The organism is Xanthomonas melonis (assembly GCF_020783655.1).
GTDB lineage: Bacteria > Pseudomonadota > Gammaproteobacteria > Xanthomonadales > Xanthomonadaceae > Xanthomonas > Xanthomonas melonis.
Map to the genome: position 1 here is coordinate 91,868 of NZ_JAJGQH010000018.1, position 21,877 is coordinate 113,744.

Annotated in this window: 19 protein-coding genes; 3 read left to right on the top strand and 16 right to left on the bottom strand. The window is 68.1% G+C overall.

Annotated features, from left to right (window positions below; genetic code table 11):
• Positions 1 to 33: 33 nt before the first annotated feature.
• From LL964_RS17555 to LL964_RS17600, 10 genes are all read right to left on the bottom strand, one after another.
• A complete protein-coding gene (locus LL964_RS17555) occupies positions 34 to 1,152 on the bottom strand; it encodes a GDSL-type esterase/lipase family protein (protein ID WP_146092428.1) in 1,119 nt (372 codons plus the stop codon).
• Between the two features lie 230 nt (positions 1,153 to 1,382).
• Positions 1,383 to 2,042: an RpiB/LacA/LacB family sugar-phosphate isomerase gene (locus tag LL964_RS17560; RefSeq protein WP_104588491.1), complete on the bottom strand. Its 660-nt coding sequence runs from the start codon at positions 2,040 to 2,042 to the stop codon at positions 1,383 to 1,385.
• Positions 2,043 to 2,322: 280 nt separating this feature from the next.
• Positions 2,323 to 3,078 carry a 2-dehydro-3-deoxy-D-gluconate 5-dehydrogenase KduD gene (gene kduD / locus LL964_RS17565; RefSeq protein WP_104588490.1) on the bottom strand — a complete coding sequence of 252 codons (756 nt, stop codon included), beginning with the start codon at positions 3,076 to 3,078 and terminating at the stop codon, positions 2,323 to 2,325.
• A 160-nt stretch (positions 3,079 to 3,238) separates the two neighbouring features.
• Positions 3,239 to 4,093, bottom strand: a complete 855-nt coding sequence (kduI, locus tag LL964_RS17570; protein WP_104588564.1) for a 5-dehydro-4-deoxy-D-glucuronate isomerase — start codon at positions 4,091 to 4,093, stop codon at positions 3,239 to 3,241.
• A 514-nt stretch (positions 4,094 to 4,607) separates the two neighbouring features.
• The gene (locus LL964_RS17575) at positions 4,608 to 5,666 is read right to left on the bottom strand and encodes a LacI family DNA-binding transcriptional regulator (protein WP_208621480.1); all 1,059 of its coding nucleotides are present in this window, start codon (positions 5,664 to 5,666) and stop codon (positions 4,608 to 4,610) included.
• Positions 5,667 to 5,806: 140 nt separating this feature from the next.
• Positions 5,807 to 7,390, bottom strand: coding sequence for a family 43 glycosylhydrolase (locus LL964_RS17580; RefSeq protein WP_104588488.1), 1,584 nt, complete (start codon positions 7,388 to 7,390; stop codon positions 5,807 to 5,809).
• 205 nt (positions 7,391 to 7,595) lie between these two features.
• Positions 7,596 to 8,879, bottom strand: a complete 1,284-nt coding sequence (locus tag LL964_RS17585; RefSeq protein ID WP_104588487.1) for a TRAP transporter large permease — start codon at positions 8,877 to 8,879, stop codon at positions 7,596 to 7,598.
• Positions 8,879 to 9,400 (bottom strand): TRAP transporter small permease, encoded by a 522-nt coding sequence (locus tag LL964_RS17590; RefSeq protein WP_167395418.1) that lies wholly within the window; start codon positions 9,398 to 9,400, stop codon positions 8,879 to 8,881. The genes LL964_RS17585 and LL964_RS17590 overlap by 1 nt, the downstream gene beginning before the upstream one ends.
• A gap of 10 nt (positions 9,401 to 9,410) precedes the next feature.
• Positions 9,411 to 10,409, bottom strand: coding sequence for a TRAP transporter substrate-binding protein (locus tag LL964_RS17595; protein ID WP_104588486.1), 999 nt, complete (start codon positions 10,407 to 10,409; stop codon positions 9,411 to 9,413).
• A gap of 37 nt (positions 10,410 to 10,446) precedes the next feature.
• Entirely contained in the window at positions 10,447 to 11,268 is an 822-nt protein-coding gene (locus LL964_RS17600) for a 2-keto-4-pentenoate hydratase (RefSeq protein ID WP_104588485.1), read from the bottom strand.
• 185 nt (positions 11,269 to 11,453) lie between these two features.
• Here LL964_RS17600 and LL964_RS17605 point away from each other — a divergent pair, with 185 nt between their 5' ends.
• From LL964_RS17605 to LL964_RS17615, 3 genes are read left to right on the top strand one after another with little or no spacing between them, the layout of a single operon-like run.
• Positions 11,454 to 12,464, top strand: a complete 1,011-nt coding sequence (locus LL964_RS17605; protein WP_228329477.1) for an alpha/beta hydrolase — start codon at positions 11,454 to 11,456, stop codon at positions 12,462 to 12,464.
• Positions 12,461 to 14,083, top strand: coding sequence for a carboxylesterase/lipase family protein (locus tag LL964_RS17610; RefSeq protein ID WP_146092426.1), 1,623 nt, complete (start codon positions 12,461 to 12,463; stop codon positions 14,081 to 14,083). The genes LL964_RS17605 and LL964_RS17610 overlap by 4 nt, the downstream gene beginning before the upstream one ends.
• 23 nt (positions 14,084 to 14,106) lie before the next feature.
• Positions 14,107 to 15,084 carry a rhamnogalacturonan acetylesterase gene (locus tag LL964_RS17615; RefSeq protein WP_104588484.1) on the top strand — a complete coding sequence of 326 codons (978 nt, stop codon included), beginning with the start codon at positions 14,107 to 14,109 and terminating at the stop codon, positions 15,082 to 15,084.
• Between the two features lie 321 nt (positions 15,085 to 15,405).
• On the opposite strand, the gene LL964_RS17620 is transcribed toward LL964_RS17615, so the two are convergent.
• The 6 genes from LL964_RS17620 to glgB form a co-directional block, all read right to left on the bottom strand.
• Entirely contained in the window at positions 15,406 to 16,563 is a 1,158-nt protein-coding gene (locus LL964_RS17620) for an aldo/keto reductase (RefSeq protein WP_146092425.1), read from the bottom strand.
• 58 nt (positions 16,564 to 16,621) lie between these two features.
• Complete coding sequence (locus tag LL964_RS17625; RefSeq protein ID WP_104588483.1) at positions 16,622 to 17,095, bottom strand: metallophosphoesterase family protein; 474 nt, start codon at positions 17,093 to 17,095, stop codon at positions 16,622 to 16,624.
• A 133-nt stretch (positions 17,096 to 17,228) separates the two neighbouring features.
• Entirely contained in the window at positions 17,229 to 18,782 is a 1,554-nt protein-coding gene (locus LL964_RS17630) for a PepSY-associated TM helix domain-containing protein (RefSeq protein WP_104588482.1), read from the bottom strand.
• Positions 18,779 to 19,051: a hypothetical protein gene (locus LL964_RS17635; protein WP_104588481.1), complete on the bottom strand. Its 273-nt coding sequence runs from the start codon at positions 19,049 to 19,051 to the stop codon at positions 18,779 to 18,781. Before LL964_RS17635 ends, LL964_RS17630 begins: the two co-directional genes overlap by 4 nt.
• The gene (locus tag LL964_RS17640; RefSeq protein ID WP_104588480.1) at positions 19,041 to 19,334 is read right to left on the bottom strand and encodes a hypothetical protein; all 294 of its coding nucleotides are present in this window, start codon (positions 19,332 to 19,334) and stop codon (positions 19,041 to 19,043) included. The genes LL964_RS17635 and LL964_RS17640 overlap by 11 nt, the downstream gene beginning before the upstream one ends.
• A 361-nt stretch (positions 19,335 to 19,695) precedes the next feature.
• Positions 19,696 to 21,870 carry a 1,4-alpha-glucan branching protein GlgB gene (glgB, locus tag LL964_RS17645; protein ID WP_208621482.1) on the bottom strand — a complete coding sequence of 725 codons (2,175 nt, stop codon included), beginning with the start codon at positions 21,868 to 21,870 and terminating at the stop codon, positions 19,696 to 19,698.
• Positions 21,871 to 21,877 lie beyond the last annotated feature (7 nt).

Genomic DNA, 21,877 nt, shown 5'->3' on the forward strand with positions numbered 1-21,877 from the left:
CGGGCATTGCCCGGAGCGCACACCGGTGCCGGCTCAGCCCGCCGGCTTGACCAGGTACGCCAGCAGCACGATCAGATCCTCTTCGCCGGTCTGCTGCAGGGCATGCGTGCTTCCCGGCCGCGTCAGCAGCGCATCGCCGGCGGCGACTTCGTACTGCTTGCCATCCAGCGCATACAGGCCGCGGCCGCTGACGATGTAGTAGATCTCGTCCTTGTCGTGCAGGTGCAGGCCGATGCCGGCGCCCTTGTGCAGCACGCGCTTGCGCAGCACGAATTTCAGCTCGGGCGCATCGGCGAAGAAGGGGTAGGCCGTGGTGGGCCCGGCACCGCCATGCGGGCCGGGTTGTTCGCGGGCGAGGTCGCGCTCGTGCACCACCAGCGAGGGATGCGCCTGCGCGGCGCGCTGCGCGGCGGTATCGGGTGCCGCGCCGCAATCGGCATCGCGGCGCAGCTGCGGTTTGAGCGCCGGTTGCAGTTGCACCCAGCCGTGCACCACCAGGCAGGCGATGGCGGTGGCGCCAGCGCGGCTGAAGTGGGTGCCGTCGGCGATGTGCTTCTCGGGCACGAACAGGAAATACGGTTTGGCGGCCTGCTCGCCGAGCGCGCGGATCCAGTCGCTGGAGCTGGCGTTGAGATCGATCAGGGCCACGCGCTCTGCAGCCGCCAGTTGCTGCATGGCCAGGGTGTAGCGGCCATGGGTATCGAGCAAGGCGCCGAAGTCGTACAGCAGTCGCGCGGCCGGGGTGATCAGGATCGGCGTTGCGCCCTTGTCGCGCGCGGTGGCGATGTAGCGGCGCAGGAACTGCACATAATCGGTGGCCGGATCGGTGTAACGCGTGGCATCTTCGCGCTTGGCGTCGTTGTGGCCGAACTGGATCAGCAGGATGTCGCCGCGTTGCAGTTCCCTTGCGATGGCATCCAGGCGCCCTTCGGCGATGAAACTGCGCGTGCTGCGACCGCCCTTGGCATGGTTGCGCACCTGCCATTGCGCCGGGTCGAACCAGCCTTGCAGCATCTGCCCCCAACCGGCCTGTGGCGCGCGCTCGGCGCCATACTCGGCGGCGGTGGAATCGCCGGCGATGAAGATGCGTTGGGGCGCGGCCTGAGCAAGGCCGGTGCAGAGCAGCAGCAAGGCAAGGAGCAGCAAACGCATGGTGGCTCCGGGGAGGTAGTAAGTGCATAGCGCTGTTCCTTCTCCCATTGGGAGAAGGTGCCCGGAGGGCGGATGAGGGGCGCCTCAGAGACTGCGAGTGCTTCGCCTCGTACCCCCCGCTTCGCGTCCCGCGCTTGCAGCGCGGGCGCTCCAATGCACGCGCGCCACTGGCGCGCGCGCCGTGCCTTGTCGCCCCGGCGAGAGAGGGGCTTCAGCGTTTCGAGGGCCGGTTAAGCTGCTGCAGCTGCTTCGGTCTTGCCCAGCAGGCCGGCAACGAAGCTGCGGATTTCCGCATCCTGCGCGTTGTCGAAGAAGCACTGCTGGAAACGTGCACCGCCGATCGCCTGCTTGACCAGCTCCGGGTCGATGGCGCGCAGGCCGTCCAGGTAGGACTTGGCGGTGGCCTGCTTGACCTGGGTCAGGATGCCGGCGTTGGCGACCTGCGACTCGCGACGCTCGGCCGGGTAGCCCATGCCGCGCTCGCCGCTGAAGGCCTTTTCGAAGATGTAGCGCACGTTGATTTCCGCGCCCCAGCCGTAGCCCTTGGCGAAGGCCAGCGACAGCGCGTTGCCGTTGTTGACCTGGGCGAACAGGTAGGCATCGGTGGGTTCGATGCAGTAGCCGCAGAACACGCCCGGGTGCGCGTTGAGCGACATCATGGCGCCCTGGCCGGTGCCGCAGCCGGCGACCACGAAGTCCACCGCCTTGGAGTTCAGCAGCAGGCTGGCGACGATGCCCAGGTGGATGTAGGTCAGGCGGTGGTCGTTGTCACCGTCCATGCCGACGTTGAACACGTCGTGGCCCTGCGCGCTGGCGACGTCGTTGAGCTGCTGCAGGATCACCGGGTTCTTGGCGGCCTGGCTGAACTCGTTCATGAGTGCGATTTTCATGGGATTGCTCCGATTGGGTTGGGGAAGAGTGGTGCGGGAGAGGTTGGAGGCCTCGGTGCTGCCGCGATGCGCGTTTCATTGCCTTGCCCGTGTGGGCTCCGGCGCTGTGTGATCGAGAAGTTGCTTGCGGTTGCGGGCGGCGCGGCCCTCATCCGCCCTTCGGGCACCTTCTCCCGCTTGCGGGAGAAGGGAACGTCGCCTCCCGATTGCGGGAGAAGGACAGGTCATCTTCCTGCTTGCGGGAGATGGGCAGCTCATCGCGATCGCGGTGCACTCCTGATCAGCGCGCCAGCCAGCCGCCGTCGACCGGGATGATGGCACCGTTGACGTAGTCCGAGGCGCTGCTGGCCAGGAACACGGCGGTGCCGCCCAGATCGGCCGGCACGCCCCAGCGCGCGGCCGGAATGCGGTCCAGGATCGACTGGTTGCGCGCTTCGTCGGAACGCAGCTGCGCGGTGTTGTCGGTGGCCATGTAGCCCGGCGCAATGGCATTGGTGGTCACGCCCTTGCTGGCCCATTCGTTGGCCAGCAGGCGGGTGATGCCGGCGATGCCGGACTTGCTGGCGGTGTAGGACGGCACGCGGATGCCGCCCTGGAACGACAGCATCGAGGCGATGTTGATGATCTTGCCGCGGCCCTGTGCGATGAAATGCCGGCCGGCGGCCTGCGCCATGAAGAACGCCGACTTCAGGTTGACGTTGAGCACGTCGTCCCAGTCCTGCTCACTGAAATCCACCGCGTCGGTGCGGCGGATCAAGCCGGCGTTGTTGACCAGGATATCCAGACCGCCAAGACCGGCGATGGTTTCGTCGACGATGCGCTGCACCGGCTCGATGCTGATCAGGTTGGCTTCGATGGCGATGAAGCGGCGGCCCAGCGCCTTGACCTTCTCTTCGGTCTCGGTGGGCGCCTGGATGCCGGCGGCGGCGATGTCGGCACCTGCCTCGGCCAGGGCCAACGCGATGCCCTGGCCCAGGCCGGTATTGGCACCGGTGACCAGTGCGACCTTGCCTTCGAGACTGAACGGATTGCTCATTACCTTATCGCTCCTGCTGGATGTGCCGTGATGTGAATGAGTGAGCCACGCAGTGCGCGGCCGATTGCGTTGTACGAACTGCTGCAGCGCCGGCGCCGTGGTGACGTGCGTTGGCGTTGCTGGCACCGGCTGATGCGGGGCGGCGTCGCGACTGCCAGCCTTACTTGAGCTGGCAGATATCCAGCACGTGCATGTCGGTGTAGTCCAGGTTTTCCCCGCCCATCGCCCAGATGAAGGCGTAGTTGCTGGTGCCAGCGCCCATATGGATGGACCACGGCGGCGACACCACCGCTTCGTTGTTCTGGATCACAATGTGGCGCTGCGCCTCGGGCTCGCCCATGAAGTGGTAGACGCGGTCGTTGTCGCCGAGGTCGAAGTAGAAATACACCTCGCTGCGGCGGTCGTGCAGATGCGGCGGCATGGTGTTCCAGACGCTGCCGGGCTTGAGCACGGTCAGGCCGAGCAACAGCTGCGAAGACTGGCAGGTGGCCGGCACGATGTATTGGTAGATGGTGCGCTCGTTGCTGGTCTCCAGCGCGCCGCGCTCCAGCGCCACCGCGTCCTTGATCGACAGCTGCCTGGTTTCGAAGCGCGCATGCGCTGGCGTGGAGGCCAGGTAGAACTGCGCCGGGTTGGCGGCATCGACCGAGGCGAAGCTGACATCGGTGCTGCCCATTGCCACGTACAGGCCGTCCTTGGGCCCCAGGGTGTAGGCGGTGCCATCCACGGTGACCGTGCCGGTGCCGGCGCCGACGTTGATGACGCCCAATTCGCGACGCTCCAGGAATGGATGCCCGGCCGCCGAGGCCGGCTCGGTCTGTTTGGGCAGTTCCAGGGTCTTACCGACCGGTGCCGCGCCACCGAGTACGAAGCGCTCGTAATGGGTGTACTTGAGGGTCACCGCATCGTCCACGAACAGGCCGTCGAGCAGGTAGAGCTCGCGCAGCGCGTCGTTGCTGGCGCCCTTGATGGCGTCGGGATGGGTGGCGTAGTGGGTTTTGCAGTACAGGGACATGCGCATCTCCGGTGGCAAGCGAGTGGGGACATGGGCTTGCACCGGCATAGTCTACCGGCTCTGGTTAACCGGTGTCATTGCGCAGTGCAAGATGGAGCCGTGGCGGAATGGGAACCCCGTCTCCCGTCGGGAGAAGGTGGCGCGTAAGCGCCGGATGAGGGTACGAGGCTGCGCGTGGCGTTGGGTTTGCGGCTGGATTGGTCGGGTAGAAGCTCATGTGGGCCTCCTCCATCAGCGCATGGCTGAGCTTTTTTAGATGGCTGTCTGCCGCCGCACCCTCACCCCAACCCCTCTCCCGCAGGGAGAGGGGCTTTGAGCGCTTCTCCCGTTGGGAAAGGGGCTTTGTCGCAGCGACCGGCGGACGGCCTTCCCCCGCCTGCGGGGGAAGGTGCCCGAAGGGCGGAGGGGGGCCAGCCGTTGGCCGATCGAGCCAGCTGTTCTCACCCTGACCGGCACACCGTCCTGCAAGGTGGCGCGCAAGGCCCGCGCCGCGTGGGGTCGCGGGGCGCGCTGCTCAATCTTCCGGCGGCTGGCAGGAGTCGCGCACGATCAGGTGCGGGCGCACGCTGGCGGTGGGCAGCTGCGGGGCGTTATCGGGCTGGATCAGCATGGCCGCCGCAGTGCGCCCGGTGTCACGGGTATGCCGGCGCACCGAGGTCAGGGGCGGCCACAGGCGCGAGGCCAGCGAGCTGTCGTCGTAGCCGATCACCGAGAGCTGGCGTGGAATGCTGATCCCGGCACGCAGGGCCACCTTGTAGATACCGGCGGCCATCTCGTCGTTACCGGTGAAGATGGCGGTGGGCCGCTTCTTGCCCAGCAACAGCTTTTCGGCCGCCGCCACGCCCGACTCGAAGGTGTAGCCGGCCTCGACGATGCGTTCGGGCGGCAGCTCGATGCCGCGCCGGGTCAGCGCATCGGCGAAGCCTGCGGTGCGTTCGATCGAGGAGCGGTAGGCGCTGGGGCCGGTGACCAGGGCGATGTCGCGGTGGCCGAGCGACAGCAGGTAGTCGGCCGCCTCGGCGGCGCCGTCGCGGTCGTGGGTGATCACCGTCTGCGAGGTGGCGTCCAGCGCGATCGAGGCGATGCGGGTATAGCGGCAGCCGATCTCGGCCAGCATGTCGGCCAGCGCCTGGTCTTCGGAGGCGCGCGGCACCAGGATCACCCCATGCAGCTTCTGCGCCTGCGCGAAGCGGCGCACGCCTTCGATATAGCCGGGGCTGCGGCTGTCGCAGGGGTGCACCACCAGCTCGAAACTGGAGCCTCGCAGCGCGTCCAGCGCGCCGTACTGCATGTCCACGATGTACTGCGCGGTGGGGTTGTCGTAGACCATGCCGATCAGGAACGAGCGCCGGAACGCCAGCCCGCGCGCCAGCGGGTCGGGCGCATAGCCGACCTCGCGCATCAGCGCTTCGACCTTCTCGCGGGTGTCCTGGCGTACCAGCGGCGAGTTGTTGATGATGCGCGAGACGGTCTTCTTGGATACGCCCGACATCCGCGCGATGTCGTTGATCGTTGCGACCTTGCCCTTCGGCAGGCCTGGCATTCCCTCATCGGGCATCTTGCGGGCGGGCATAGCGGTCAACCGTTGAAGTTGATTGGATTCTACCGGCCATGGAGCCGGCAGACCTGAGCGCAGCCTGCTGCTGGGCCGGATCCGCTGCGTCGGGCAGGCTGCAGCGCATTCGCTGCGGCATGCCCGGTGGTGCAGAACGGTCAGTCCAGGGCGCGGTAGCGGAAGTTGCGGAACTCCACCTGACCATCGCCGGCGGCGTACAGCGCCGGCTTCAGCGCCAGGAACTTGCCGGCCACGTTGTGGTGGTAGCCGGACACTTCCATCTGCACCGGGTACTTGGTCCAGGCCTTGCCGTCGGTACTGCTGTGGATGGTGACGATGTGCCGGTTGTTGGTGACCCGCAGCCACAGCGTGCCGCCGTCGGCGCTGGGCGCCAGCTTGGCCGGGCGCTCCTCGCCATAGCGGTGCATGACGAAATTTTCGCCATTGCTGCCCACCCCGGCGTAGAGCTTGTCGCTGTAGAACAGCAGCGCACCGCCCTGCCCGCCCGGCGCCACGGTCATCTGCACCTCGAACTGGTAGGCCGGGTCGGTGGCGATCACCGTCAGCGGCGAGGCATCGCGCGGCGCGCTGCCCTTGCCCTGCAGACGCAACACGCCATTGCCCACCTGCAGGCGCCTGGCCTCGTCGGCGGCCGGATTGAAGAACGCCCACTGCGGGCCCAGCGTGCTGGCGCGGAAGTCGTCCGACAGCGCCAGCCCGTGCTGCAGCGCCTGCCCACTGGGCTTTTTCAGCGGTTTGCCCAGATCGCCGCCCTTGGCCACGAACCAGCCGTCGGGCGTCCATTCGATCGGGTCCAGCAACGCCTGCCGGCCCAACGTCCAGAAGCCGTTTTCGTAGCCGTGGTAGAGCATCCACCAGCGCTTGTCGGTGCCTTCCACCAGGGTGGCGTGGCCGCGCGACCACCATGGCTCCTGCGCGCTCCTGGTGCGGGTGATCGGGTTGTTGGGTGCGTTCTGCCAGGGACCATGGATCGAACGCGAGCGCGCGGTGATCACCATGTGCCCGGTCGGCGGGCCGGCGGTGCCGCCGACCGCGGTGGTCATGTAGTACCAGCCGTTGTGGCGGGTGATCTTGGGGCCTTCCTGCGCGTAGCCTTCCACGTCCCAGCTTTCCGGATACTTCCAGCCGTCGTAGACGTGCTTGGGGGTGCCGACCACCTTCAGGCCGTCGTCGGACAGCTGCACATAATCGCCGCCGCTCAGGAACAGATAGCGCTTGCCGTCTTCGCCCACCGCGTGGCCGGGGTCGATGTACTTGCCCAGGCCGATGTCGATCGGTGCGCTCCACGGGCCCTTGATGTCGTCGGCCCACACCACGAAGTTGCTGCGCTCGCCCTGGTCGCCGCGCCGGGCCGGGAAATAGATGTAGTAGCGCTTGCCGTGCTTGATCAGGTCCGGTGCCCAGATCGCGCCCACGTTCTGGGTGATCGCATGGCCCAGCGGCTGCCAGTTGACCAGATCGCGCGAATGCCAGATCGGCAGGCCCGGGTAGGCATCGAACGAGGACAGCGTGAGGTAGTAGTCCTGCCCGTCCTTGAGCACCGAGGGATCCGGGTGGTCGCCGGCCAGGACCGGATTGAGATAGGTGCCATTGCCTTGATCGGCGATGCGCTGGTGTTCGATGCCGCGTTTCCAGTCCGCCGCGCCGCTCAGGCCGGCGCAGAGCAACAGTCCGCCGGCAACCAGCCAACGCCATCGGGATGAGGTGATACGCACACGCATGCTTTCTCTCCTGGTCCCCGGATACCGGGGCTGTGCGGCAACCGGCAGACAATGCCACCGGTTAACCGGATGAGGCGGAACCCTCCCGCCGGCAGCGATGCCTGACGCGTCTGCGCGACATCGGGCATGGCCGGCAGATGGGAACCGCTGCGGCGCTCGGCGCCGCCCCGGTCGCCCGCCTGCCGGCGCGCGGTCGTTCAGGCCCTCAGGCGCGCAGCGCGCGTGGCAGCCACAACGACAGTTCGGGGAAGAACGCCACGATCAGCAACACGCACAACGCCGCCAGCCAGAACGGCCAGATGGTGCGCATGCTCTGGGCGATGGTGATCTGCCCGATCGAGGTACCGATGAACAGCACCGAGCCGATCGGCGGGGTGATCAGACCGATACCGCCGGCCAGCACCATCACCAGGCCGAAGTGGATCGGATCGATGCCATAGGCCTTGACCACCGGCAGGAAGATCGGCGTGCAGATCAGGATCTTCGGCGCCAGGTCCATGAACATGCCCAGCAGCAGCAACAGCACCACGATCATCAGCAGCACCGTGCGCTGGCTGTCGGCGATGGCCTGCAGGAACTTCACCGCCGCCGCCGGCACCTGCAGATACGCCAGCAACCAGCCGAACACCGCCGCGGTGGCGATCACGAACAGGATCACGCCGGTGGTGCGCGCGGCATGCGTCACCGCCGCGAAGAACTCTGCCCAGCGCAACTGGCGATACAGCAAGGCGGTGACGATCAGCGCATACACCACCGCGATCGCCGCGCTCTCCACCGCAGTGAAGATGCCGGCGCGAATGCCGATGAAGATCAAGGCGACCAGCCCCAGCCCCGGCAGCGCGCCGACCAGGCGCAGTGCCACCGCGCGCCAGCCGGGGAACGGTTCGGTGCCGTAGCCGCGATGGCGTGCCACCGCATAGCCGGTGATCATCATCGCCGCGGTCATCAGCAACGCAGGCACGATGCCGGCGGCGAACAGATCGGCGATCGACAGCCCGCCGCCGGCCGCGGCCGAGAACAGGATCAGGTTGTGCGAGGGCGGCACCAGCAGGGCCACCAGCGCCGCGGTCATGCTCACGTTCACCGCGTAATCGCGGTCGTAACCGCGCTTGATCATCTGCGGAATCATGGTGCCGCCCACCGCCGAGACATCGGCGATGGCGGAACCGGACACGCCGCCGAAGAACAGCGACGACAGCACGCTGACCTGGCCCAGGCCGCCGCGCACGCGCCCCACCAGGGACGAGGCCAGCGCGATCAGGCGTTCGGAAATGCCACCGCGCAGCATCAGCTCGCCGGCGAAGATGAACAGCGGAATCGCGATCAGCGACGCCGAGCCGCTGCCGGCGGAGATCTGCTGCACCAAGACCACCGTGGGCAGGTCCAGATACAGCAGCGTGGCCAGTGCGGCCGCGCCCAGGGCGTAGGCCACCGGCACGCCGATCAGCAGCAGCACCACGAAGGTTCCCAACAACATCGCGATGCCCATCAGCGCACTCCTGTGGTGTGGATGGGGCGCAGCACACGCCACAACTTGAACAAGGCAAACAACACCATCAACGCACCGCCGATCGACAACGGCAGGTAGTTGATGCTCTGCGGCATCTGCGCGCCGGCCATCTTGATGTCCAGGCCATCGAGCAGCAGCGCCGCGCTCCACCACGCCAGCACCGCGCCGATGGCGAGGATCATCAGCGGGCGAATCACTTCGAAGATTCTGCGTACCAGCGGCGGCACGTGTTCGCCCAGCAGGTAGAAGCCGAAGTGGCGGTTGGTGTGCACGCCGGCGGCGGCGCCCAGGCTCAGCGCGGTACTCAGCAGCAGCAAGGTCACCGGCTCGGTCCAGCTGGGCGAGTCGTTGAGCACGTAGCGGGTGAATACCTGCCAGCCCTGCACCACCACCAGGCCCAGCAACGCCAGCGAGGCCACGCCAATGGCAAGGTCGGAAATGCGGTCCAGCGCGCGCTGCAACGGCGCGACCGGGACGGCAACGGTCTCGGGTTCGGTCATCGGGACACCTCTATGCAAAATCGCGGATGCGGCGGTACAGCGCTTCGATCTCGGGCTGCTTGCGGTATTCGGCCAGCAGCGGCGCGGCGGCGGCGCGGAATGCCGGCATGTCGACCTGATTGAGCTTGACGCCGTAATCGATCACCTGCTGGCGTGCCACCGTCTCGGAGGCATCCCACAGGTTGCGCATCACCGGCACCGATGCGCGCGCCAGTTCCACCACCAGGCCGCGATCGGCCGCGCTCAGCGATTCGAAGCTCTGCCGCGACATCACCAGGATGTCCGGCGCATAGGAATGCTCGCTCTGCGACCAGTAGTGCGCGGCTTCGAAATGCCGGCTGGACTGGAAGCTGCGCATGTTGTTCTCCGCACCGTCGATCATGTGCGTTTCCATCGCCGAGAACGTCTCGCCCAGCGACATCGGCGTGGGGTTGGCGCCCAGCATGCGCATCAGCTTGAGGAAGATGTCCGACGAGGCCACGCGCAGTTTCAGGCCCTTGAGATCTTCCGGGCGGTGCAGCGGGTGCTTGGTGTTGTAGAAGCAGCGCGCGCCCGAATCGTAGATGGCCAGACCGACCAGGCCGCGCTGCTCGAAGCTGCGCAGCACGCTGTCGCCCACATGCCCGTCGATCGCACGGCGCAGGTGCGGCACCGAGTCGAACACGTACGGCAGGCACAGCGCCTGGGTCAGCGGAAAGGTGTTGTTCAACGCGCCGGAGTAGACGCGGGTGATGTCGATGGCGCCGAAGCGCGCCATGTCGATCGCCTCCGACTCGCGGCCCAGCTGGCCGGAATGGTACTGGCGCAGCTTGAGCCGGCCATTGGTGCGGGCTTCGAGCTGCTTGCCGAACCAGCGCACCGCCTCCACCGTGGGGTAGTCGCCCACGTGCACATCGGTGGCGGTGAGCAGCTGGCCGCCGGGGATCGGCGTGGTGGCGCCGGCGCCCAGCCAGGGGCCGGCGGCGGCGGCGCCGAGCCCGGCACCGAGGAAATGTCTGCGTGTGATCATTGGCGCCCTCCCAAGCGTCTGGTCACGGTGATCCGTCTCAATTGGCGGACACGGCCGTACAGGAAATGTCGCCGATGCCGGCGAAACGAATCAGCGCATGCTGTCCCACTTCGATGTCGTGGATACCGGTGGCATTGCCGGTGGCAATGAGATCACCGCGCTTGAGCGGGCGCCCGCGCAGAGCCGAACGGCTGAGCGCGAACGCGTAGGCCGCGCGCAGCCCGCCGGGCAGCGTAGTGGCGCCGCCGGTTCCCACCACCTGGTCGTCGATCCGGGTCTCGGCGCTCAGCGTGGCCTCGTCGCGACCCAGCCAGTCGGTGACTTCGGGGCCCAGGATCAGGCCGTTGTTGTTGCCGAAATCCGAAATCACCACCCGCGGGCCCAGCTTGTTGATGGTCGCCAGCGGGCTGCTGGCCACTTCCACGCCGATGAACAGCCGCGCCGGCAGCGCCGCGGCCTCGTCCGCGGTGTAATGGGTCTTGCCGCTGGGCGCATCGGCCTCCAGGCGCAGGACGTATTCGGCTTCCACGGCGCCGAAGCCGCCGACGAAGACCGGAATCTCGGTTGTTCCACCGGTAGCATTCCAGAGCTTCTGCGAGAAGATTGGGCCGAGCAGACGCTCGTCGCCCGAACCATCGCGGCGTTCGGCAGCGATATAGCCCACCTTCCAGCCGACCACCTGGTCGTGCCACTGGCTGATGGCGATGTCCTGCACCTGATACGCGGTGACCAGATCGTCGGGGATTTGCCCTGGAAACTCGGGAAGCGATGCGCCTGCACGGCGTGCCTCCACGAAGCGCTGAGCGATTGCGGACAGCGGGGATGTGGACGATGGCGGGGTCGCGGCGTCGTTGCTCAAGGGTGTCTCCCTGAAAGGTGTTTTGTTGCACTGCCAATCGACAGCGGCACGGTGTGCTGTATATGGTAAACCGGTGTCATTGGCAATGTGCAGTGCGGCATTGTGACCGCCAACGCGAAGCGACCCTGGGAGGGGCGATGCGACAGACGAGCTCGAACCCCCATGGCTGCGGGCAGCGACGCAGGATGTGCCGGGTCCCGGCGCTGATCCTGGGCACTCTGATGCTGCTGGGCACTCCCGCCTGGGCGGCCGAGACAGCCAGCGCCGATACGGCGGCCGAGCAGGCCAGCCGCATCGCACTCTGGCCCGCCGGGGTGGCACCGGGAGACACCGCACTGACGCAGCCACAGCGCATCGTGGAGCGCAGCAGCGATGCCGCCCACCCCGACCGCTACATCCAGGCCATCAGCCAGCCCTATCTGGTGGTGTACCGGCCAAAGCGGCCCAACGGCACCGCGCTGCTGGTCACCCCGGGCGGCGGCTACCAGCGCATCGTGCTGGACAACGAAGGCAGCATGCTGGCGCCGAGTTTCGTCGACACCGCGGGCATCACCCTGTTCGTGCTGCGCTACCGGCTGCCGGGCGAGGGCCATCCAGACGCTGCGGACGTGCCCCTGGCCGACGCCCAGCGCGCGCTGCGGCTGATCCGCGCCAATGCGGCGCGTTACGGCATCGACGCGCAGCGGGTCGGGGTGATGGGGTTTTCGGCCGGCGGCCATGTCGCCGCCAGCCTGGGCACGCGTTATGCCGCGCAGGTGTACCCGGCGCAGGACGCGGCCGATGCGCTGAGCGCGCGGCCCGATTTCCAGTTGCTGATCTACCCGGTCATCGACATGGACAGCGCCAACGCGCATCCAGGCTCGCGCGAGCGCCTGCTCGGCCGCACACCCGGCCAGGCGCAGGTGCGCGCCTATTCCCCGCAGCTGCACGTGGACGCCCGCACCCCGCCGGCCTTCCTGCTGCACGCGCAGGACGACGCGGTGGTGCCGGTGCGCAACAGCCTGTTGATGTACGACGCGCTGTTGCATGCCGGCGTCGCCAGCGAGCTGCATGTGTTTCCGCAGGGCGGCCATGGCTTCGGCACCGGCCGCATCGCCGGGCTCACACTGGCTGCCTGGCCGCAGCTGGCGCAGGCCTGGATCGCCCGCGTCACCCAGCCACCGGTGGCAACGGCATCCAGGGAGGCCGGGCGATGAGCGCGCCTGTTTCGCCGGATCCGCGCCGCCGCACCGTACTGAAAGGCGGCCTGCTGGCGACCGCCGCCGCGGCACTGCCCGGCATTGCGGCGGGGGCCGCGGTGCCGCCGCCACGCGACCAGGGCGCGCCACTGGCGCAGCTGCGCAGCGGCACCGTGCGCGGCCTGCGCGATGCGGGCATCTGCGTGTTCAAGGGCATCCCGTACGGCGGCGACACCGGCGCGCGGCGCTTCCAGGCGCCGCTGCCGGAAACGCCCTGGCAGGGCGTGCGCGACGCCCTCGGCTTCGGCGCTGCCGCCCCGCAAGCCAAGGCCAGCGAACCCACCAGCGAGGATTGCCTGTTCCTCAACGTGTGGACGCCGGCCCTGCGCGATGGCGGCAAGCGGCCGATCCTGTTCTACATCCACGGCGGCGGCTACACCACCGGCTCGGGCAGCGACCCGCTCTACGATGGCGTGCGCCTGTGCACGCGCGGCGACGTGGTGGTGATCACCGTCAATCACCGGCTCAACCTGTTCGGCTATCTGTCGCTGGCGCAGCTGGGCGACGCCAGCTTCGCCGACTCGGGCAATGCCGGTCAGCTGGATCTGATCCAGGCACTGCAGTGGGTGCGCCAGCACGCGGCCGAGTTCGGCGGCGACGCCGGCAATGTCACCGTGTTCGGTCAGTCCGGCGGCGGCGCCAAGATCGCCACGCTGATGGCGATGCCGGCCGCGCGCGGGCTGTTCCATCGCGCCTGGACCATGAGCGGCCAGCAGGTCACCGTGGCCGGCCCGCGCGCGGCCACCCAGCGCGCACAATTGCTGCTGGACGCACTGAAGATCGCCCCCGGCGATGTGGCGCGGCTGCGTACGCTGCCGGTGGCGCAGCTGCTGGCCGCCGCGCAGCTGCGTGATCCCTCACGGGTGGAGAACAGCGCGTTGTACTTCGGCCCGGTGCTGGATGCGCGCAATGTCCCGGTGCACCCGTTCTGGCCGAACGCGCCGCTGCAGTCGGCACGCATTCCGATGGTGATCGGCAATACCCGCGACGAGACGCGCGCGTTTCTCGGCAACGATGCGAAAAACTTCACATTGAGCTGGGATGAGTTGCCGGCCAGGCTGGAGACCCAGCAATACGTGGACCTGTTGCCGCAGGTGGTGATCGCCGAATACCGCCGGCTGTATCCGCAGTATTCGCCATCGGACGTGTTCTTCGCCGCCACCACGGCCGGACGCTCGTGGCGTGGCGCGGTCGAAGAAGCCGAAGCGCGTGCGCGCCAGGGTGCACCCACCTGGGCGTATCAGCTGGACTGGGCCTCGCCGCTGGATGGCGGCAAGTTCGGCGCCTTCCACACCCTGGACATCCCGTTGGTGTTCGACACCATTGCGCAGCCCGGTTCACGCACCGGCCAGGGCGCCGACGCGCAGGCCATGGCGGCACAGATGAGCGATGCCCTGATCGCATTCGCGCGGCATGGCGACCCCAATTGTCGGAGCGCGCCACGCTGGCGGCAGTACTCGCTGCAGCGCCGCGAGACGCTGATCTTCGATGCCCCGAGCCGGCTGGAACTGGATCCGCGCGGTGGCGAACGACGCCTGTATCAACAGGCTCCCTTCATTCAACGCGGTACGTTCTGACCGCCTTCGGCCCACGGTGATCCATGCATCTGCGTGCTCTTGCCGCACCACTGCTGCTATCGGCCCTGACGGCGGCGCTCGTACCGCTCGCCTGCGCCGGACCTGCTGCGGCCCCCTCCGCTGCGGCGCAGCGGCGCACCGCAGCTGCGACTGCAAACGCTGGCGCCACGCCGGTATTGGCCGCCAGCAAGATCGTGCTGGTGGGCGATTCCACCACCGCCGTGCAAGGTGGCTGGGGGCCGAGTTTCTGCGCGCAGCACGTGACCTCGTTGCTGAGCTGCGTGAACCTGGCACGCGGCGGGCGCAGCACCTCGAACTATCGCGCCGAAGGGTCGTGGGACATCGCACTGCAGGAACTGCGCAGCGGCGGCTATCGACAGGTGGTGGTGCTGATCCAGTTCGGTCACAACGATCAACCGGGCAAGCCGGGACGTTCGACGGACCTGGCGACCGAATTCCCGGCCAATCTGCGCCGCTACGTGGCCGAGGCGCGTGCTGCCGGCGCAGTGCCGGTGCTGGTGACGCCGCTGACGCGGCGGCAGTTCGAACGTGGACAGTTGCTGGACGATCTGGGCCCCTGGGCCCAGGCCACGCGTGCAGTGGCGCGCGATCTCCAGGTGCCGCTGGTCGACCTGCACGCACGCAGCCGCGCCCTGGTGCAGGGCATGGGCCCGGTACTGGCGATGCGGCTGGCGCAGCGCCCGGCCGACCCGGAACAGGTGATTGCCGCGCAGTCGGGCACCACCATCGGCAAGACGTTGGCGCAGGCGACACCCGCCCCGATGCCTGCAGCGACGGGAGCAAGGGCAATCGCGCCACCCCCAGCGGCGACGGCACGCCCGGCGGCACAGGACAATGCCAGCACCGAGCCAATGGGGCAGGCCAAGCTCGCCTTCGACTACACCCACCTGGGGCCTGAAGGCGCGGACGTGTTCGCCGCCATCGTCGCCGACGAACTGGCGCAACAGTTGCCTGGCATGCGGCCGCTGTTGATTCCGTGATCACGGGCGCCTTCGCGATCGACTGCCGGAGGGGCGGCGCGGCGATTGCGAGCGCCAGTGGCGCGCAGGCACTGCCTCTTCGCCCCCAACCGGAGCGAGGCTTGTCTGCCTTCTCCCACCGGGAGAAGGTGGCGCGCAGCGCCGGATGGAGGCTGTGCTCCCTTCTCCCATCGGGAGAAGGTGGCGCGTAGCGCCGGATGAGGGTACGGGCGCAGCCTCCTGTCATCCAGCACTGTCGCACGCCCCTGCGCCGCGCAGTCGCCTCGCGTCCTGTCTTGCAAGTGCCACGTGTGCGCCTGCATCTTCACCACACACCACCCATCAACCCGACACAGGTACCGGCGCGTCGGCCTCGATCACCTTCTCGCGCTTGAGCTCTTCCCACACCGCCGCAGGAATCGCCACCCGCATCGACGCCGCGTTCGCCTGCGCCTGCCCGGCAGTGCGCGCACCCGGAATCACCGACGCCACCACCTGCGGCGCAGCGGCGAACTGCAGCGCCACGGTGCGCAGGTCCACGCCATGCCGGTCGCAAACGGCCATCGCCTTCTGCCGCTTGGCCGGTGCCCACGCGGGCACGGTCCCGTCGTAGAGATAACGCTCGCGCCCGGCCAGATAACCGGCCAGCAGCGGCGCGCCCACCACCACCGAAGCGCCGTGCCTGGCGATCTTCGGCAAGGTGTCATGCAGCGCCTGCGCATGATCGAGCAGCGAATACTGGCAGGCCAGCAGAAAGATGTCCGGGTCAGCCTCCTCGATCGCGCGCAGGGCCGGCTCGGGGCGATTGACGCCGAAGCCCCAGGCCTTGATCAGGCCTTCCTTGCGCATCCTGGTCAGCTCGGGCATCGCCCCCTTCGCCGCTTCGGCGAAGCGCTGCTCCCAGGGCATGCCCAGGTCCTTTTCGTTCTCCGGCGACAGATCATGGATGTACACGATGTCGATCTGCGACACACCCAGGCGTTGCAGGCTGTCTTCGATCGAGCGCCGCACCCCGGCGGCGCTGTAGTCGTAGCGATAGTCGAACGGCGACGGCTGGACCCAGGTGGTCTTGGGCGGCTTCCGGGTGGCGGTGAGCAGGCGGCCGACCTTGGTCGACAGCACATAGTCGTCGGCACGATGGTTGTGCAGATGACGACCGATGCGCCGCTCCGACAGGCCCAGCCCGTACCACGGCGACGTATCGAAATGACGCACGCCCGTTTCCCACACCGCCGCCAGGGTCTGCTCGCTCTGCGCGTCGCTGGTGGGCGCAAAGCCGTTGCCGACCGCCACGCCGCCAAAGCCCAGACGACCGCTCGGCCGATAGCGTCCGCCGCTGCGTGGCGGGTTGATCGGCAGGGCAGCGGCGGTGGTCTTGCCACGCGTGGGCATCACACTGCCGGGCGTGGAAGCGGACGCGGCCTGTGCCAGCAACGGCGCCGCCGCCAGCGCAGCGGTGCCGGCAGCGGCTGCGGACAGGAATTGGCGGCGTGTATTCATGGGAGAGTCCTCGCGACGACGTGGTGCCCAGGATCGCCCCGTTGGCGTGCATGCCAGGTCAGCGCACCCGGTCCGGCTCCAGCAGTTGCAACTGCGCGCGCGGCGCAGCGTCGCCCAGCCACAGCGTGGCCACGCTGATCGGCAGACGGAAGCGGCGCGGCCCGGCACTGCCCGGATTGACGTACAACACCCCATCCCGCGTCTGGATCGCAGGAACATGCGAATGCCCGCTGACGACCACATCCGCCCGCACCTGCGGTGTCAGCGTCTTCAGATCGTGCAGCACATGGATGCGCACGCCATCGATCTGCAGATCCAGCGTCTGCGGCAGGCCCGCCGCCCAGGGCTGGTCATCGATATTGCCTGCGATGACATGCAGCGGCGCCAGCGCCTGCAACGCCTCGAGCACCTGCGGCTTGCCCACATCGCCGGCGTGGATGATCTGCGCGCAGCCGGCAAGTGCGGCGAGCGCTTCGGGCCGCAGCAATCCGTGGGTGTCGGAGATCAGACCGATGCGATGCGGTGTGGCCATGACGACCTCCGGGATCCGTGTCCTGCGAAGCCGCTGTTCCGGCATCTGCCCGGCAACAGGCGCAGGACGTCCATCACGCGATCTCCCCGTAGAACCAATGCTCGCTCATGCGTCAGACGATATGGGCCGGCCACTATCGTATCCGGGAACGTCCCCCTGCCCACACGCTATTGGGATCGCCATGCAGGCTGCGGCGCAATGCAGCGCGCGCCATCTTCCAGTACGCCCAGGCGGCCGCAAGCGCGATCAGATCCACGCTTAGCACGCGCGGATCGGTCCACGGCATGACCGCCCCCTGCGGCGAACGCAGGGACGCGATGGGAATGAGCGCGGTCAGCACGGCGCAGGCCAGCAAGGCCTCGTATGCGCCGCGCGCAGTAGGCCGCAGCACCGCCCACAGCAGCGTGACGCCGAACACCGCGTAATACACATAGCGCTCCTGTCCCGCCGGCAACAACCGCGCGGCGATGAACAACGCCGAGATGCCGGCCACGCTGCCCAGGCAGACACCGACCGTCAGCCGCGCCATCGCATGCGTGCGACCTGGCTGCTCGGGCTGGCGACGCTTGCGCCGTGCCTCGATCCACAACAGGTTGCCGCTGTAGAACAGGAATGCGCCGCCCAGGCCGAGCAGAAAATACAGCCACTGCACCGCGGCGTGCCCGAAGTTGCCGAAATGCAGCGCCTGCAGCCCGCGCAGGGCGGCGGTGCCGGGCGACATCGTGGCCGGCTCCAGCACGCGCAGCACCTGCCCGGTGGTGGCATCCAGCGCCACGCCGCCCAGGCTGTTGAGCCGGCGCTGATCGTGATGGCCATAGACCTCCACCCGCGCATTGGCGTCGCCGGCATCGTGGTAGGCCAGGCTTTCCGGCACGAAGCCGGGGCTGGCCGCGCGCGCGCGATCGAGCAGCGTTGCGATCGGCAGCAGCGGCGCGGCGCGCTTGGCCGGTGCCACATGCGGTGCGAGTTCGAAATCCGGCTCCAGGATCTGCATCAACTTGCCGTCGAACACCAGGAACTGGAACGGCGCCAGCAGCAGCACACCCAGGCACAGCACCGCGCCGGACCAGGCGAAGATCACATGGAACGGCAGCGACAGCATGCCGACCAGATTGTGCGCGTCCTGCCACAGGCGCTTGAGGTTGGCACCGATGCGCAGCGCGAACAGATCCTTGAAGAAGACGGGCGCATACAGCACCACGCCACTGACCAGCGCCAGCCCGTACAGCACGCTCACCACGCCGAACAGATAGGTACCGAACACGCGCGGCAGGCCGGCGGTGAAATGCAGGTCGTACAGAAAATCGGCAAAACCCGTGCGCTGCGGCAACTCCAGCACACCGCCATCGGGTCCGTGTTGATACTGGCGCATGCCCCCGCTGGCATCGGCCTGCGGGCCATACCAGTACAGCCGCGCCAACGGCCCATGCTCGCCCGGCAACAGCACCAGGAACGACTCGGCCACCTGCGGGTGCGCGGCGATGACGGTGTCGAGCAGCGATTGCGCGGCCGCGACCGGTTCGGCCGGCACCGCCGCCTGCGCTGGCGGCGCGACCTGCCAGCCGCTCAGCTCGTGGGTGAACACGGTGAGTGCGCCAGCATAGAACGCGATGAACAAGGCCATGCCGGCCAGCAGTCCCGTCCAGCTATGCACGGACAGGAACGCGCGTAAGGTTGCGGCTTTCATGCGGGAAGCTCCGTCCAGCCCAGCGCCTTGATCGCGGCCAGCGCGAGATAGCACAGCAGGGTCAGCCCACCCATCCAAAACCAGGCGCGCGCTGCGCTCCGGAATGCGAATGGCCAGGCCATCGCGCCGATCCAGACCGGAAACATCACCAGCAGCCATGCCAGCGTGTAGGACTGACGCGGCCCAGGCAGCAGCAACGCGCACAGGCCCACCAGCGCCACCGCCAGCGGCAGGCCGAGCACCACCGATGCCAACCACCTAGCCCACATGCGGCACCTGCCTGCGCTGCACGCGCCCCTGCCACCAGACATCCACGCATGGCAGCACGATGGCCGCCAGCATCAGCGCGGTCAGCGCGGCGAAGACCCCGGCCCAGGGACCCAGCGCAGCGATCCCGCAAGCCAGCGAAAGCGCGCATGACACACCCGCCGCGACGCGCAGCGGCAGCGCCGCACGGGTTGCGCGCCGCCACAGCCGTTGATGCGCGGTCGCCAGATAGAACAACGTTGCCGCAGCGATGGCGCCGAGCAGATACAGCCAGGTCAGCAGCATGCCTCGCTCCCCGCCTGTGCAGCTGCCAACGCGCACGCCTTGTGCGCGCCCCTGGAGCCTGCCTGGAACACGCGCGCGCCTGTGGCACCCAGCCGCTGCAGCGCAGCTGCGCCCGGCGTCCGCCGCCTGCGTCGTCCAGGGCCGGTTGGCGACACTGCACAGCCGGCAGGCCAGGATTGGATCTGTTGATTCACTACGCCTGCGCGCACGCACCGCACTCCCGCAAAGGATAATCGACGGAAGGCATGGCGGCGGCTGTGCCCGGCCGCCCTCCCCGGGCGGCAATGAGGCGCGAATTTAACAGCTGGCCTGCCACCGGGCCAAGCGGCCGGCGGCAGGCCAAGGCATCGGCCTTGCGGACTCAGCCTTGCGGCGTCAGCACGATGGCGCCCAGCGGTGGCAGCAGCAACGGCAGCGATTGCGCATGCCCGTGCATGGATTGCTGCTCGGCGCTCACGCCGCCGCCATTACCGAGGTTGCTGCCACCGTAAAGGCCGGCATCGCTATTGAACACTTCCCGCCAGTGGCCGCCCTGCGGTACGCCGATGCGATAGCCGTGCTGCACCACCGGGGTGAAGTTGATCACCACCAGCACCGGCGCATCGCCGCGCTTGCCCTTGCGCAGGAAGGCCACCACGCTGTTGGCCGCATCGTCGCCCACCACCCACGCGAAGCCGGACGGGTCGTCGTCGTGCGCGTGCAACGCCGGGTATTCGACGTAGAGGCGGTTCAGGTCGCGCACCAGCGTCTGCACGCCGCGGTGGCGTGTGTCGTCGAGCAGATGCCACGGAAGGCCAGCGTCGTGGTTCCACTCAGTCGGTTGGCCGAATTCGCAGCCCATGAACAGCAACTTGCGCCCGGGGTGGGTGAACATGAAACCCAGATAGGCACGTAGGTTGGCGAAGCGCTGCCAGTCGTCGCCCGGCATGCGGCCCAGCAACGAGCCCTTGCCGTGCACCACCTCGTCGTGCGAGATCGGCAGCACGAAGCGTTCCGAGTACGCATAGACCATGCTGAAGGTCAGCTCGCCATGGTGGTAGCGGCGATAGATCGGATCCAGCCCCGCGTAATGCAGGGTGTCGTGCATCCAGCCCATGTTCCACTTGTAGTGGAAGCCCAGTCCGCCATGCGCCACGTCTGCAGTGACGCCGGGAAACGCAGTGGATTCCTCGGCGATGGTCACCGCACCCGGTGCATGTTCGCGCACCACCTGGTTGAGCCGCCGCAGGAACGCAATGGTTTCGTAGTTCTCGCGCCCGCCGTGGATATTGGGAATCCATTCGCCGGCATTGCGGCTGTAATCGCGGTAGAGCATCGACGCCACCGCATCCACGCGCAGGCCGTCGACGTGGTAGCGCTGCAAAAATTCCAGCGCACTGGCGATCAGGAAGCCGGACACCTCGCGGCGGCCGTGGTTGTAGATCAACGTGTTCCAGTCGCGGTGGAAACCCTCGCGCGGGTCGGCGTGCTCGTACAGCGCGGTGCCGTCGAAGTGCGCCAGCCCGTGCGCATCGGTGGGGAAATGCGCCGGCACCCAGTCGACGATCACGCCCAGGCCCTCGCGATGGCAGCGATCGACGAAGCGCGCAAAGCCGTCCGGCGTGCCGAAGCGCGCGGTGGGCGCGAACAGGCCCAGCGGCTGGTAGCCCCAGGAGCCACCGAACGGATGCTCGGTGACCGGCATCAGTTCCACATGGGTGAACCCCATGTCCGCCACATACGGAATCAGTCGGTCGGCCAGGCCATCCCAGTCCAGGTCCACGCCTTCGGCGTGCAGCCAGGAGCCTGCATGGATCTCGTAGATGCTCATCGGTGCATCGTGCGCCTGGCGCCGTGCGCGCGTGGCCATCCAGCCATCGTCGTTCCACTGGAAGGGCGCCGGGTCGGCCACGATCGAGGCGGTGCCCGGCGCCAGTTCCGCGCGCCGCGCCACCGGGTCGGCCTTGGCCGGCAACTCGTGTCCATGCGGCCCACGCAGCTGGTACTTGTAGTGCGCGCCGGGGCCGACGTCGGGAATGAACAGCTCCCACACCCCGGACTGATGACGCAGCCGCATCGGGTGGCGCCGCGCATCCCAGCTGTTGAAGTCGCCCACCACCGCCACCCGCGAGGCATTGGGCGCCCACACCGCAAAGCGCGTGCCGCGCACGCCATCCACGTCCACCACGTTCGCACCCAGTGCATCGGCGAGTTGCAGGTGGTGGCCTTCGCTGATCAGGTGCAGGTCGAAGTCGCTGAGCTGCGGGCCGAAGGCGTACGGGTCGGCGGTCTCCTGCTCGCCACCGGGCCAGCCGATGCGCAAGCGGTAGCTCCCCTGCGCAGGGAGTTCGCCGGCAAACAGGCCCGGCTCCGGCCCGGCTTCCAATGCGATCGTCTGGCCGTCGTGCAGCACCGCACTGACACGGTCGGCGCCGGGCAGGTAGGTTCGCAGCACCCGGCCGCTCCCGCTCGGGTGCGCGCCCAGCACGGCGAAGGCGTCGCCGTGGCGCGCCTCGGTCAGGGCGCGGATGACGCCGGGATCCCATCGATTACTCACTGCTGTC

Coding starts and splice junctions, on each gene's coding strand:
- kduD (WP_104588490.1), bottom strand. CDS start 3,078: ATGAGCAATCCGTTCAGTCTCGAAGGCAAGGTCGCACTGGTCACCGGT.
- LL964_RS17625 (WP_104588483.1), bottom strand. CDS start 17,095: ATGGCCACACCGCATCGCATCGGTCTGATCTCCGACACCCACGGATTG.
- kduI (WP_104588564.1), bottom strand. CDS start 4,093: ATGTCCCTGTACTGCAAAACCCACTACGCCACCCATCCCGACGCCATC.
- LL964_RS17630 (WP_104588482.1), bottom strand. CDS start 18,782: ATGAAAGCCGCAACCTTACGCGCGTTCCTGTCCGTGCATAGCTGGACG.
- LL964_RS17640 (WP_104588480.1), bottom strand. CDS start 19,334: ATGCTGCTGACCTGGCTGTATCTGCTCGGCGCCATCGCTGCGGCAACG.
- LL964_RS17615 (WP_104588484.1), top strand. CDS start 14,107: ATGCATCTGCGTGCTCTTGCCGCACCACTGCTGCTATCGGCCCTGACG.
- LL964_RS17620 (WP_146092425.1), bottom strand. CDS start 16,563: ATGAATACACGCCGCCAATTCCTGTCCGCAGCCGCTGCCGGCACCGCT.
- LL964_RS17590 (WP_167395418.1), bottom strand. CDS start 9,400: ATGACCGAACCCGAGACCGTTGCCGTCCCGGTCGCGCCGTTGCAGCGC.
- LL964_RS17580 (WP_104588488.1), bottom strand. CDS start 7,390: ATGCGTGTGCGTATCACCTCATCCCGATGGCGTTGGCTGGTTGCCGGC.
- LL964_RS17635 (WP_104588481.1), bottom strand. CDS start 19,051: ATGTGGGCTAGGTGGTTGGCATCGGTGGTGCTCGGCCTGCCGCTGGCG.
- LL964_RS17575 (WP_208621480.1), bottom strand. CDS start 5,666: ATGCCCGCCCGCAAGATGCCCGATGAGGGAATGCCAGGCCTGCCGAAG.
- LL964_RS17605 (WP_228329477.1), top strand. CDS start 11,454: ATGTGCCGGGTCCCGGCGCTGATCCTGGGCACTCTGATGCTGCTGGGC.
- LL964_RS17555 (WP_146092428.1), bottom strand. CDS start 1,152: ATGCGTTTGCTGCTCCTTGCCTTGCTGCTGCTCTGCACCGGCCTTGCT.
- LL964_RS17560 (WP_104588491.1), bottom strand. CDS start 2,042: ATGAAAATCGCACTCATGAACGAGTTCAGCCAGGCCGCCAAGAACCCG.
- LL964_RS17610 (WP_146092426.1), top strand. CDS start 12,461: ATGAGCGCGCCTGTTTCGCCGGATCCGCGCCGCCGCACCGTACTGAAA.
- LL964_RS17595 (WP_104588486.1), bottom strand. CDS start 10,409: ATGATCACACGCAGACATTTCCTCGGTGCCGGGCTCGGCGCCGCCGCC.
- LL964_RS17585 (WP_104588487.1), bottom strand. CDS start 8,879: ATGGGCATCGCGATGTTGTTGGGAACCTTCGTGGTGCTGCTGCTGATC.